14 protein-coding genes are annotated in these 12,164 nt (G+C 34.7%); 4 read left to right on the top strand and 10 right to left on the bottom strand.

Going from position 1 to position 12,164, the window contains the following annotated elements:
- Nucleotides 1-84: 84 nt before the first annotated feature.
- The 3 genes from LNP04_RS10245 to LNP04_RS10255 all read right to left on the bottom strand — a co-directional run bounded on the left by LNP04_RS10245 (nt 85) and on the right by LNP04_RS10255 (nt 2,172).
- On the bottom strand, nt 85-408 hold the full coding sequence (locus tag LNP04_RS10245) for a DNA-directed RNA polymerase subunit omega (RefSeq protein ID WP_129535667.1): 324 nt from the start codon (nt 406-408) through the stop codon (nt 85-87).
- A gap of 41 nt (nt 409-449) precedes the next feature.
- Nucleotides 450-1,445, bottom strand: coding sequence for an outer membrane protein assembly factor BamD (locus LNP04_RS10250; protein WP_229982881.1), 996 nt, complete (start codon nt 1,443-1,445; stop codon nt 450-452).
- Between the two features lie 97 nt (nt 1,446-1,542).
- A complete protein-coding gene (locus LNP04_RS10255; RefSeq protein ID WP_229982882.1) occupies nt 1,543-2,172 on the bottom strand; it encodes a TetR/AcrR family transcriptional regulator in 630 nt (209 codons plus the stop codon).
- A gap of 94 nt (nt 2,173-2,266) precedes the next feature.
- Between LNP04_RS10255 and LNP04_RS10260 the strand changes: the two genes are divergently transcribed.
- From LNP04_RS10260 to LNP04_RS10275, 4 genes are all read left to right on the top strand, one after another.
- On the top strand, nt 2,267-2,893 hold the full coding sequence (locus LNP04_RS10260) for a TatD family hydrolase (RefSeq protein ID WP_229982883.1): 627 nt from the start codon (nt 2,267-2,269) through the stop codon (nt 2,891-2,893).
- Nucleotides 2,886-3,623, top strand: coding sequence for a ThiF family adenylyltransferase (locus LNP04_RS10265; protein ID WP_229982884.1), 738 nt, complete (start codon nt 2,886-2,888; stop codon nt 3,621-3,623). Before LNP04_RS10260 ends, LNP04_RS10265 begins: the two co-directional genes overlap by 8 nt.
- Nucleotides 3,610-3,984 carry a ribonuclease P protein component gene (gene rnpA / locus LNP04_RS10270; RefSeq protein WP_229982885.1) on the top strand — a complete coding sequence of 125 codons (375 nt, stop codon included), beginning with the start codon at nt 3,610-3,612 and terminating at the stop codon, nt 3,982-3,984. The genes LNP04_RS10265 and rnpA overlap by 14 nt, the downstream gene beginning before the upstream one ends.
- Nucleotides 3,985-4,168: 184 nt before the next feature.
- The gene (locus LNP04_RS10275) at nt 4,169-4,780 is read left to right on the top strand and encodes a DUF4126 domain-containing protein (protein ID WP_229982886.1); all 612 of its coding nucleotides are present in this window, start codon (nt 4,169-4,171) and stop codon (nt 4,778-4,780) included.
- A gap of 43 nt (nt 4,781-4,823) precedes the next feature.
- Here the strand turns inward: LNP04_RS10275 and LNP04_RS10280 are convergent, their stop codons facing one another.
- The 7 genes from LNP04_RS10280 to LNP04_RS10310 form a co-directional block, all read right to left on the bottom strand.
- The gene (locus LNP04_RS10280) at nt 4,824-7,157 is read right to left on the bottom strand and encodes a hypothetical protein (RefSeq protein ID WP_229982887.1); all 2,334 of its coding nucleotides are present in this window, start codon (nt 7,155-7,157) and stop codon (nt 4,824-4,826) included.
- A gap of 1 nt (nt 7,158) precedes the next feature.
- Nucleotides 7,159-7,680 (bottom strand): LPS assembly lipoprotein LptE, encoded by a 522-nt coding sequence (gene lptE, locus LNP04_RS10285; RefSeq protein WP_229982888.1) that lies wholly within the window; start codon nt 7,678-7,680, stop codon nt 7,159-7,161.
- A gap of 17 nt (nt 7,681-7,697) precedes the next feature.
- Nucleotides 7,698-8,399 (bottom strand): hypothetical protein, encoded by a 702-nt coding sequence (locus tag LNP04_RS10290; RefSeq protein ID WP_229982889.1) that lies wholly within the window; start codon nt 8,397-8,399, stop codon nt 7,698-7,700.
- Between the two features lie 25 nt (nt 8,400-8,424).
- Nucleotides 8,425-9,708, bottom strand: coding sequence for a sigma-54-dependent Fis family transcriptional regulator (locus LNP04_RS10295; RefSeq protein ID WP_229982890.1), 1,284 nt, complete (start codon nt 9,706-9,708; stop codon nt 8,425-8,427).
- Between the two features lie 41 nt (nt 9,709-9,749).
- Nucleotides 9,750-10,550, bottom strand: a complete 801-nt coding sequence (locus LNP04_RS10300; protein ID WP_229982891.1) for a tetratricopeptide repeat protein — start codon at nt 10,548-10,550, stop codon at nt 9,750-9,752.
- Nucleotides 10,522-10,989, bottom strand: coding sequence for a hypothetical protein (locus tag LNP04_RS10305; protein WP_229982892.1), 468 nt, complete (start codon nt 10,987-10,989; stop codon nt 10,522-10,524). The genes LNP04_RS10300 and LNP04_RS10305 overlap by 29 nt, the downstream gene beginning before the upstream one ends.
- 72 nt (nt 10,990-11,061) lie before the next feature.
- On the bottom strand, nt 11,062-12,156 hold the full coding sequence (locus LNP04_RS10310) for a YhcG family protein (protein WP_229982893.1): 1,095 nt from the start codon (nt 12,154-12,156) through the stop codon (nt 11,062-11,064).
- Nucleotides 12,157-12,164 lie beyond the last annotated feature (8 nt).

The following is a 12,164-nucleotide window of genomic DNA, read 5'->3' on the forward strand; positions in this document are numbered from 1 at the left end:
AGAATGGAAACTTGTAGCAACAGCAAAGGTCATAAAGAAAATAATTTCTTTATGACCTTCATTTATAAAAAATCACCAAAGTGATTAGTTTCTCTCTTCAGTCTTTCTAAAGTACACTTCACCGTCTAGCCATTCCTGGATAGCGATAGAAGTTGGTTTTGGAAGTTTCTCGTAATGTTTAGAGATCTCAATCTGCTCTCTGTTTTCGAAAACTTCTTCCAATGTAGAATTGTGAACCGCAAACTCGTCTAATTTATTGTGTAATTCAGTACGGATTTCTGCATTGATCTGCTCAGCTCTCTTCCCCATGATAACAATAGCTTCATAGATTGAACCTACCTTTTCTTCAATCTTATCTTTATCGTAAGTAATAGTATTTACTTCTGCTTTTGTATCTTTTACGCTCATTTTCAGAAAATTATTTAATTATAAGATGGCAAATTTACGAATTATCTTTGGATTCTGAAAGTAGCTGCCGGCGGAGGTGTTTGTAACGCTGCGCTGTCTCTCTGAATCTGCATTGCTTTTTTCTCATTGGATACCTGATCCTTGATTTGTTGTTCAGTTTTTGTGTCCTGAGCCAATTTATCAGCTATCTTTTTTTGCTTTGCTGTGAATACTGCAATTCTCTCGTCATTCAGTTTCTTTACAACCACAAAGTCTTTTTTCTCTTTTTCCAGTTTTTGTCTAAAATCTATTGCCGTTTTAGAATATTCTGTATCCGGAAGCTCTTTTTCTACTTGTTTTGTGAATGCCAAAGCACTTTCTATACGCTCATCTTTCAAATCATAAGTTGATCCCATCGCTAAGAAATAACGAGATTTCATCATATAATCATAAATTTTCGGGCGAAGTTTTGTACTTGGAAAATCTTCTAAAACATTTTCAAAAGCGGCTGTTGTAGATTTGTAATCTGCCATTTTAAAATACTGCTTAGCATTTTCATAGGCTTTAAACTCTAATTTGTAAGATAGCTCATCAATTAAAGTATTGATGTTTTTTGATCTTTCTGAGTTTGGATAATTGGTCAGGAAATCCTGAAGCTCATTGATTGCCAATTCTGTACTTGTCTGATCTAAGTTATAATCCATAGACCCGTTATAGTAACATAAAGCAGACATATAAGATGCTTCTTCTTTTCTGTTATCCTGAGGGAAACTTACTGCAAAGTTTTTAAACTGGTGACCTGCCAATTTGTAGTTTTTATCGTAATAATTTGCATACGCAGAATTGAAAACCACATTCGGAGCATCATCTGTACCTGCAACAAGATTAGGAAGTCTGTCGTAAAGTGCTAAAGCATTTTTCCACTTCTTTTTAGCGAAATTTTCATTAGCAGCTTTTAGGATAAAAGTTTTATCCGCACTTTTCATCGCTTTATCTTGCTGACTTGTGCACGCCGAAATGACAGCTATGGCAAAAACACCTAAAATATATTTCTTCATATAAAATTCAACAGTTTTCGGTTTTACCGACCTATTAATTTGCAAAAATATAACTTTTTTGCTAAAAGATTTTTTTTTATGATTATTTAACGCAAAATTAGTCAGCTGCGTATCCCAAAACTGCAAAAACATTCATCAAAAGATTCATCCTTACCTTTTTTTCGGCTTCTTTGGTGTAGGTTTCATCATCTTTATGAGGAACATAGAGTTCGTAGAAGTTTTTATTTCGAATCACAAACAGGGTAGACCCAATAATAGTCGTCAAGATATCTTCAGGTTTTGGAGTAAAAGTAAAAACTCCTGAAGTCACGCCTTTTTTGATAACATCATCCAATTTTTTGACAAATAACTGATAAAAATCGAGAAGTTCGTCTTTCAGGTTTTCAGTATGACGCAATTCCTGAGTCACAAAACCGTGGAAATAATTGTATTTAAAAAGCTGAGCAACAATATATTTAATCATTTCTTTCATCTGCATTTCCGGTTTTCCGTCTTTGATGGTGTCGGCAAATTCAGAAAAATTTTCTCGCGTTTTCAAAACACGGTATTGATAAAGATAAGACATCATCTTTTCTTTTGAACCAAAATAATATGAAATCATTGCTACATTGATTTTGGCTTTGGAAGAAATATCTCTTACCGAAGTTCCTTCGTAGCCTTTTCTCGCAATCAACTCTTCAGCAATATTTAAAATATGAATTTGCTTGTCTGTGAATTTTTTTCCCATGTGTCGTTTTTAGTAAAGTTAAGAAATTTTTAACATATTAATAAACGAACGTTTAATAATTTTTGCTCAACTTTTATTTATTGTATTTTTGAATATGGATTTTTTTGATTTTCATCATCACAAGAAAAATATTAATTACGGAATTTACAATCTAGACATTGAAAAAACTCCACCGGATTTTTATTATTCTGCAGGAATTCATCCGCAAGACATTCAACCTGAAAATATTGAAAATCAATTGAATTGGTTAAAATCTATCATTACAGAAAATTGTTTTGCAATCGGCGAGTGTGGTTTGGACGGATTAGTTTCCGTGGACATAAAAATTCAGGAGGAGATTTTTTTTAAACAGATTCAGTTGGCCAATGAGTTGAAAAAACCTCTGATTATTCATTGTGTACGGAAGTTTTACGAAGTTATTTCGTTCAGAAAAAAATCTGAACAGCCGATGATTATTCATGGTTTTAATAAAAAACAACCTGTTGCAGATGATCTTCTGAAGAATAATTTTTATCTGAGTTTTGGGAAAGCTGTTTTGTATCATCTATCTTTGCAGGATACTTTGAAAACTGTTCCTTTAGACAAGCTCTTTTTAGAAACTGATAATGACGATTTTGACATTAAAGAATTATATCAGAAAGTCTCAGAAATAAAGAAAATCTCTTTAGAACAACTTCAACAACAGATTGTAGAAAATTTAGATACGATAAAAAATGGATAAGTTTTGGCTGGAAAGAACAGAGCTTCTGATCAAAGAAGAAGGCATTAATATTTTAAATAATGCGACTGTTCTCGTAGTAGGTTTAGGTGGCGTAGGATCTTTCGCTGCCGAGTTTCTGGCAAGAGCCGGAATCGGAAAAATGACCATCGTTGACGGCGACACCGTAGATATTACCAATATTAACCGACAACTTCCTGCACTTCATTCAACCGTAGGAAAACATAAAGTAGAAGTCGTTGCAGAAAGATTGATGGACATTAATCCGAAACTTGAATTGACGAAGATCAACGAGTTTCTGAATCCGGAAAGGATGGCTGAAGTTTTAGATGGAGGAAAATTTGATTATATTTTAGACTGTATCGACAGCATCACTCCAAAAGTAAGCTTAATCATTGCTGCCAAGCGAAGAAAAATCAAAATCGTAAGCTCAATGGGAGCCGGCGGGAAATCTGATCCTTCGAAAGTATTGGTGAGAGACATTCACAAAACTGCAGAATGCCATCTTGCTAAACAGGTAAGAAAAAGACTGAAAAAAGAAAAGATAGACAAAGGTATCCGATGTGTTTTTTCAAGCGAAATTCAAGATGAAGACAGCTTGAAAATGACCGACGGAAGCAATTATAAAAGATCTTTCTATGGAACCATCAGTTTTATTCCTGCAATCTTCGGATTGTATGCGGCTGCGGAAGTCATCAATAATTTAGTGAAAAAGGCTGATGCAGAACTTTAAATATTCGAAAGCGGAAAAACTCAAAAAAAAGGATGAAATTACTTTGCTTTTCGAAAAAGGCAAATGGAAAAACAGTGGAAATCTGAGAATTATTATTCTGAAAAATCATCCAGATCTGGTGACAGATAACGTAAAATTGGGAGTTTCTGTTTCTAAGAGATATTTTAAAAAAGCTGTTCACAGAAACCGTATCAAAAGACTTTTGAGAGAATGCTATCGTCTGAATAAAGATTTGTTTAAAGAATATTTTGGCGAAAAAACTACGGCGATGCTTTTTTGGGTTTCTCCTGAAATGCCTGAGAAATTTCAGGAGGTTGAAGCGCAGTTTATCAAATTGTGTCAGTCGCAGAAGAAAGCTTAAGCTTGATTTCCCACAGATCGCACAGATTTCTTTTTGTGCTGAAACTGATAATTTCTATTTTTCTCTCGCATATTGAGCAAATCAAGCAGTTTTTCATTTCTGTTACATTGAAATCTTTACAAAATAAATTCCGGTTGAGATTTTATAATTTTTTGTAGCTTTAAGCAAACAATTGACGAATAAAATGTTAGATCAAGTTCACTATTTACCTTATGTCCTGAGTGCCTTTATTGGTATCGGATTGGCGGCAGCTTCAGGTTTCAGAGTGTTTTTACCAATGTTTGCGGTAAGTTTAGCTTCCTATTTCCATTGGATTCCTATGAGTGAAAGTTTTGAATGGCTTTCGAGCCTGCCCGCTTTAATCACCACCGGAATTGCAATGATTACTGAGATTTTAGCATACTACATTCCTTTTGTAGATCATTTACTTGACACGATTTCGATACCGATGGCAACAGTTGCGGGTTCCATATTATTTGCAAGCCAGTTTACCGAGCTGGGGACGTTTCCGCAGTGGGCTTTGGCGTTGATTGCTGGTGGCGGAACAGCTGCAACAATAAGTACTGGTTTTGCAGGAATTCGGGCTGCATCTACCGCAACAACAGGCGGACTTGGAAACTCGGTCGTTGGAACTACGGAAACAGCCGGAGCAGGAATTATGGCGATTTTAGCAATGGCAGCACCTTTTATAGCTGCAATTTTCGCTGTCATTACTTTGATTCTCGTTATATTTTTTGGGCGAAAAGCCTGGCGAAAATTGAAGAGTAAGAAAGATTTAAGTTCAACAAACGTATAAAAAGCAAAACGGCAGAAATTCACTTCTGCCGTTTTAATTTAATTTAATTTTTACTTCTGCTATCCTTTATTTCCTGAATTTTTTCTTCGAAGTATTCTTTTCTGTCCGGAAACTTACTAGACAAAATTAAGAAGGCATTGACCGCTTTTGAATATAGTTTTTGTTCGATATACAAATTCGCTAAAGTTTCGGTCATCAGATGGGAAATGTCGTCTGTTTTCTCTTTGACAACGAAGTTGACCTCATCTTTTAACTGACTGATTTTCGGATTATTTTCAATGAATGACTCAATGACTTTATTTTTGATCTCCGTTTTGTCTACTGGCGTTTCTTCAACTCGATCGATTTTCAACCAGCTTTGCCATGTATTGATAAATCCGGGAACATTGCTGTCGTCGATTTTTTGCTGAGCTATTTTATCTTCCAGTTCTTTAGCGTCTGCCTTTTCTTTTTGATCAGATTTATAAGACTGCCCTAAACTTGCAATCCCAGATCCGAAGAACGAAACATTCATTACCGGAGCATCGTTATTTTGCTCTACCTGAATTTCTTCGTTTTCAATTTCTTCTGAATCATTTGAGGCTTCAGTAGATTCAACAGGTTTGGATTGAACTTCCACCGGAATTTCTTTTTGAATTTCTACTATAGGTTCAGGTTTTGGAGTTTCTTCAGCTTTTTGAACTTCTTCTTTTGGCTGAGAAACTTCTGCGGGCTTATTTAATAAAGAATCAGGGCGACTGGTCTCAAAAGTCATCGGTTTCCATGCGGAAACGGCTTCTTTTTCCGTTTCTGTATCTGAAACCTCTTCTGTAGTTTCAATATTGTACTCAGATGTTTCTTCTAATTTCTCTTCGACGATTGACTCAGCAGCTTTCACCACCACTTCTTCAGCAACTTTTTGCTCTTCGCCTACATGAAATGCCTGAGTTTCTGCAAAACTGATATCGTGGCTGATTTCCTCTTCTTCAACTTGCGCTTTTTCCGGAGCATTTTCTTTATTTGCTTTCATCCTTTTCTCCACTTCTTCTATCAAACGGCGCATTTCGTCCTCATGCTTGTTGATATTCGATTTTGGAGTTTCAGATGGTAGCGTTTCTGTGGTTTTATTGGACTCTATCTTAACTTCCGGAAGGAAAGAATTTGTTGCGTGGAAACTTAATTCAGCATCATCATTTATCTTCTCTGCAACCTGTTCAGATTCTATTTTGTCTTCTTCAATAATTAATTCCGGATTTAAAACTTCTGTAAATTCTTCAGATTCATTTAAATCAGACTCAATTGTTTTATCCGCTGAAATTTCTGTTTCTGCTGGGAAAGATTCAACTTTTTGGAAACTTATTTCACTTTCGTCATTGACTTTTTCGGCAACTTTTCCGGAATTGATTTTATCTTCATTGATAATAACCTCTGACTTCGGAACTTCTACAGTATCTTCAGTCTGGTTTAAATCAGATTCAATAGTTTCATCCGCTGAAATTTCTGTTTCTGCTGGGAAAGATTCAACTTTTTGGAAGCTTATATCGCTTTCGTCATTGACTTTTTCAGCAACTTTTTCGGAATCGATTTTATTTTCATTGATAATAACCTCTGACTTCGGAACCTCTACAGTATCTTCAGTCTTGTTTAAATCAGATTCAGGTACAATTTCTTCTAAATTTAATTCAGCATTATCGGTGATTTCTTCAACCTGAGTTTCCGGAACTGGAGTTTCATCAATCATCGTTTCAGAAGAAGTTCCTGCTAATTCTTCAGCAACAATTGCATCTTCTTTGGCAGATTCATCCAAATTATTTTGGCTAGAAACATATTTATGAGTTACAATTACTCCCGATTCTAAAGTTGATTCAAGGTCAATTGTTTCATTATTATCTTCATCCAGAAAGTTTTCTTCACCATCGAATAAAATCCTGTTGCGTTCACCGTTTACAACCAAATGTTTTATTTCCGGTTGATCTGTAAGTAATCCTTCAGAAGCAGCTTCGTAATCATGATCCGCAAAACTTTTAGGAGCTTTTCTTACCGAAATTTCTTCTTCCGGAATTTTAATTTCTACAGTCTCTTCGGTTTCTACAATGTGAGTTTCAATTGTTTTTTCCGGAATTACTTCCTGCTTTTCTGTAATTATTTCAGGCTTAATCTTTTGGATTTTACCATTAATCAGCTGATACAGTATTTTTTTATCTGTAGTGTACGCAGCCGTTGCAGAAAGTGCTTTCTGATAATTTTCTTTGTCATACAGATGAACACCGTACAGATGCAGCGCTCTGATGTTTTGAATATAGGGGAAAGAATTAATTTCCTCTTTCAAAAGATGGAGATCTTCTGACTGAATATTTTTCGGATTTTTTAATAATTCTAAAACTCTAGTATTTATCATCTTACCAATTCGCTACGATGTCGTTAAATATTTTATTGATAATTCTGTCTGTCGCAATTTTCACCTGAGATGTTTCTATGGCATTCAGAGACAAGCTGCTGTTGAAAACTGCTTCATCAGAATAGGTTCTGTCAAAACTCAAGTCGGGATGCAATTTATTTTCGTAATGTACTTTCACCGTGATCGTCAACTTATTCTGTGACTCCTGAATAACTCCCGCAGCAGTATTTTGGGTAGTAGAACTGATTGTAGTAGGTGTAATCGTGTAATCTGTGATTTCACCTTCAATTAAAATATCCGGATTTTCTTTTGTTCCTTTAAGAGTCGTTCTCTGTAAAAACCTGTTCTGAATATCTGTTGAAAACTGCTGTGACAAAGTAGGATTCGTCAAGGGTGCATTGTTCGGAAATTCATTGATTTGCACCGTTTTTTCATCTTTCAATGACGATCCGGTAAATGTGTAGCACGAATTTAAAAATCCGACACAAATTGTTAAAAGAAAGAGGTTTCTAAACTGACTCATTGTAACTTTTTTTAATCTTAATATTTTTCCTGGATTCCTATTTCTGAAATCTCATCACGCTCAATCTGGCTCATTGCATCTTCATAAGCAAAAAAGTTTGCCACATAAACAAAAGGCATTGTAGCAAACAAACCAATACCACAGGCAAGAATACCGGCGTACATTATTATAACCAATACAAGTGAGAACAAGAATATTGATAGCAAATTACCTTTAGTCATCACTTTTGAAGCATTCCAGGCTGTTTTAACATCATTTACATCTTTTAAAGAAATCAATGCGGGAATGTAAAACCCTTTCAACATAAGATACAGAAGCACTATATAAACGATTGCCATAAAAGGAAACATCACAAAAGCAATCCACGGAGAAGGATCATCTCCCTGAGTATATGCAATCGCAGGCATCATAATCAAAAACGGAATGTATATCAGCATAAATCCACCGATCAAAATCAACTGTATGATGAAGTAAGGCATGAATTTATCGAAATTAAAAATATCACTCGGACTTGCCTGCTGACCTCTATTTACCTTTCTCAGATACTGATAGAAATTTCCAGCTCCCAACATTCCGCAGAATGGAATAATTCCCATTACAAGGCAGCATAAAAAAGCTACAAAAATGTTTCCGAAATCTTTTTTCAAAAGTTCAAAACCTTTGCTCAGGTATTCTCCTAATTTAAAATTGATTGGTTTTGCGGTAAAGTTTACGTTCATAATTTTTGATTTAATGTTTATTGATTTAGTCTTCTAAGTTGTATTGTTTTATTTTTCTGTATAAAGTTCTTTGCGAAATACCGAGCTCATCTGCAGCTCTGTTTCTCCTTCCATTATGTTTTTCTAACGCCTTGATAATCAAATCTTTTTCATTGTTTTGAAGCGACAGGGATTCTGGTCTGTTTTCTTCAACTTCGATGTCTTCAAAATCTTCGTAATGGTCGTCAGAATTTGAAATAATCGTCGGAGTTTGAACGTTTTGGTTATTATTATTTTCAAAAAACAACAAAGAGCTAGGGCTTGCATTTTGCTGTGGCTCAGGCGTATAAATTCTATTGATCAAATTCTTTTCCTGATTGCTTAAGTCTGAAGTTCCTCTGTTTTTTATCAATTCCGAAGTTAAGGATTTTAAATCATTAATATCATTTCTCATATCGAAGAGAATTTTGTACATGATTTCTCTTTCGTTTCCGAAATCGGACTGTTTTTGCGTATTGGGATGATTAACGACCATTGGCAGATGAGAATCCATAGGAATATATTCTGTCAATTTTGCTACAGTTACACTCCTATCGGTTTCTACAACCGTCATTTGCTCTACCAAATTTCTCAGTTGTCGCACATTTCCCGGAAAAGTATAATTTTCGATATAATGAACGGCACTAGCTTCGAGCTGCAATTCCGGCATTCTGTATTTTTCGGCAAAATCGATTGCAAATTTTCTGAAAAGCAGATGAATATCTCCTTTTCTTTCTCTCAAAGCGGGCATATCAATTTGAACGGTATTCAAACGATAAAACAAATCCTCACGGAATCTGTTATCCTGAATCGCCTTCATCATATTGACGTTAGTAGCCGCAACGATTCTCACATTCGTTTTCTGAACCTGCGAAGAACCCACTTTCATAAATTCGCCACTTTCTAAAACCCTCAACAGGCGAACCTGCGTCTGTAAAGGCAATTCACCCACCTCATCAAGGAAGATTGTACCACCGTCTGCGACTTCAAAATATCCTTTTCTGGTCGCTGTTGCTCCTGTAAAAGCGCCTTTCTCATGCCCGAAAAGTTCGGAATCAATCGTTCCTTCAGGAATTGCTCCACAGTTGACAACGATATACGGTTGGTGTTTTCTTTTCGATTCTGAATGAATAATTTTCGGGATAAATTCTTTCCCCACACCACTTTCCCCGATAACCAAAACGGAAATATCGGTAGGTGCCACTTGTATAGATTTTTCGAGGGCACGATTCAGAGCCGGAAAATTTCCGATAATTCCAAAGCGTGCTTTTATAGATTGTAAGTCTGCCATTTTCTTGATTTAAAGATTAAAAAATTAAAGATTTTTAAAATTTACAGTTCTTCTATTTCTGCTCTGTAAACTTTGTTGAAATGATGTGTGTACCCATCTTTCATGCTTTTACCTTCATCGTAGCTTTTTAAAGCCATCTTTTTTAAATCTAAATAATCTTTGTTTCGAATTTTAGCAACTTTACTTTTAAAATAAATATTTTCGGCAAAATCGTATTGTTTGCTTTGTTTTTCGAAGTTTTCTAAAGCTTTGTCGTATTTGCTGAGTTCAAAATAAGTTACACCCAATTGGTAATAATCGAACAAACCAACATTATGTTCCTTTTTTGCCAACTGATTTTCTATGATAGAAATCGCCTTTTCTTTTTGTCCTAAAGCCGAATAACAGATAGCTTTTGCAACGTGCAATTCGTAATCGCCATTGGCAGAATACCCTAAATATCCTGTAGGATAAATTTTCTCTAAAGCCTCAATATCTGCAATTGCGCCTTTGTAATCTCGCAAAAACTGATATTTGCACCATCCACGGTAACCAAGGTGCATTTTGGGATCAAGCTCAACAGCTTTATCAATAAGTACTCTCCAGGTAACAAAATCACCGTTTTTCAAATATGGAACAGCTTTTTCCATATAAGCATTTGAAAAATTTGAACATAGCGCAATCGCTTTATCAAAGCCTTCCTGAGATTCTCTAAAACCTTGATACTCTCCCCAATAATTATATAATTCACAAGCTTTTTTGCAATCGTCACTTTGCATGACGTTACAATTTACCTGTGACTGTAAGTTAGAATAAACTACGAGAATTAGAAGGCTAAGGTAATATTTCTGAAACTTTTCCATTCTCAATTTTATAGGTTAAATGTTGATAGTAATCTATTTTCTTGCCTTGAATTTCTGTTGGAAGCCAACCTTTTAAACTTTTTGTAAAAGTAAAAAGCTGATCCGAAAGTTTTTTATCTAATTCTTTCTCAATATAATTTTCGTCCATTTCCTGCATTCTGAAAATTCCTGTTTTCCCTTCACAATTGACCACAAAACGTACCGTGATGTAGCCATTTACCGATTTTGAAGATGCAATATTTTCTTTTTCAAGTTTTCTGATGATGTCCAACTTTTCTCCTTCATATGGAATTCCTGATTCTGATGCATGATAGTATTGATAAGCGTATTCATTTTCTCCACACCTTTTAAAATTGGGATCATCTAGCTTTTCATCAAACTCTATATTTCCTACATGGCTTGGATATTTTGAAACTGCTTTTTCTGTCTGACAATTCATCAGCAGAGGTATTAGTAATATGAAGAGGAATAAGTTTTTCATTGTGTGTTTATAATAATTGTAAATCTTATTTTAATTTTCTTCTAAAATCTTGATAAAATCTTCTTTACTTGGCAATACGGTAAGATATTTACTTGCAAAAATCTGCTCATTATCTTCCGGCAACGTATAGCGTACCAAAGCTTCACTTTTATCCTGACAAAGAATAATTCCTATAGTTTTGTTTTCGTCATTTAGCTTTATTTCTCTATCATAAAAGTTGACATACATCTGCATTTGACCGATGTCCTGATGTTTTAGTTCACCAATTTTTAAATCAATTAAAACAAAACATTTCAAGATTCTATTGTAAAAAACCAAATCAATTTTAAAGTGTTTTTCATCAAAAGTAATCCTATTTTGTCTCGCTACAAATGTAAAACCTGTACCTAATTCCAAAAGAAAATGTTCTAATTTATCAATCAAGCCAGTTTCTAAATCATTTTCAGAATAGTTTGATTGTTCTTTTAAACCAAGAAACTCTAGAATGTAAGGATCTTTGATAAGATCTTTTGGCTTTTCAAAAATTTGTCCTTTTTCTGAAAGCTGAATGATCTCTTCTTTATTTTTGCTTAAAGATAATCTTGTATATAATGCAGAATCGTATTGTCTTTGCAATTCTCTCAAGCTCCAGTTATTTTTAAAGCTTTCTATTTCGTAGAATTTTCTCTCATTGACATCCTTTATTCTCATCAATTTCAGATAATGCGACCATGAAAGATTGAAATCAATAGATGCTATCTTACTGATTTTTAAGGATTCGGACAGTTTTCGTTCTTTTTCTAAATTCATAGAAGGTACTGACGAAATCTGGTTTTGAGAATTCGTCAACAGTGTTGACGAAATTTGTTCAGAATACGTTTTATAAAAAAATCTCATCCTGTCTAAATTCTCTACCGAAAACCCTTTTCCAAACCTTTCAGTTAAATGAGATGACAAATCTTTGAGTAGAGCTTTTCCGTATTCTGCACGATTTTCACCATTCTGCTCGTTTTCCACAATCATTCTACCAATCTCAAAATAAGTCAGCACCATTGTCTGATTCACAGCAACGGCGACTTTCTTTCTGGCATTTTCTAATAATGCAGAAATATTCTGAAGAAGCTCTTTTGATTGCAGATCGCTCATTAACTATT

The sequence above is a fragment of the Chryseobacterium sp. C-71 genome (assembly GCF_020911865.1).
GTDB lineage: Bacteria > Bacteroidota > Bacteroidia > Flavobacteriales > Weeksellaceae > Chryseobacterium.

Coding starts and splice junctions, on each gene's coding strand:
- LNP04_RS10310 (WP_229982893.1), bottom strand. CDS start 12,156: ATGAGCGATCTGCAATCAAAAGAGCTTCTTCAGAATATTTCTGCATTA.
- LNP04_RS10290 (WP_229982889.1), bottom strand. CDS start 8,399: ATGAACGTAAACTTTACCGCAAAACCAATCAATTTTAAATTAGGAGAA.
- LNP04_RS10295 (WP_229982890.1), bottom strand. CDS start 9,708: ATGGCAGACTTACAATCTATAAAAGCACGCTTTGGAATTATCGGAAAT.
- LNP04_RS10300 (WP_229982891.1), bottom strand. CDS start 10,550: ATGGAAAAGTTTCAGAAATATTACCTTAGCCTTCTAATTCTCGTAGTT.
- LNP04_RS10260 (WP_229982883.1), top strand. CDS start 2,267: ATGGATTTTTTTGATTTTCATCATCACAAGAAAAATATTAATTACGGA.
- LNP04_RS10280 (WP_229982887.1), bottom strand. CDS start 7,157: ATGATAAATACTAGAGTTTTAGAATTATTAAAAAATCCGAAAAATATT.
- LNP04_RS10255 (WP_229982882.1), bottom strand. CDS start 2,172: ATGGGAAAAAAATTCACAGACAAGCAAATTCATATTTTAAATATTGCT.
- lptE (WP_229982888.1), bottom strand. CDS start 7,680: ATGAGTCAGTTTAGAAACCTCTTTCTTTTAACAATTTGTGTCGGATTT.
- rnpA (WP_229982885.1), top strand. CDS start 3,610: ATGCAGAACTTTAAATATTCGAAAGCGGAAAAACTCAAAAAAAAGGAT.
- LNP04_RS10265 (WP_229982884.1), top strand. CDS start 2,886: ATGGATAAGTTTTGGCTGGAAAGAACAGAGCTTCTGATCAAAGAAGAA.
- LNP04_RS10305 (WP_229982892.1), bottom strand. CDS start 10,989: ATGAATTGTCAGACAGAAAAAGCAGTTTCAAAATATCCAAGCCATGTA.
- LNP04_RS10250 (WP_229982881.1), bottom strand. CDS start 1,445: ATGAAGAAATATATTTTAGGTGTTTTTGCCATAGCTGTCATTTCGGCG.
- LNP04_RS10275 (WP_229982886.1), top strand. CDS start 4,169: ATGTTAGATCAAGTTCACTATTTACCTTATGTCCTGAGTGCCTTTATT.
- LNP04_RS10245 (WP_129535667.1), bottom strand. CDS start 408: ATGAGCGTAAAAGATACAAAAGCAGAAGTAAATACTATTACTTACGAT.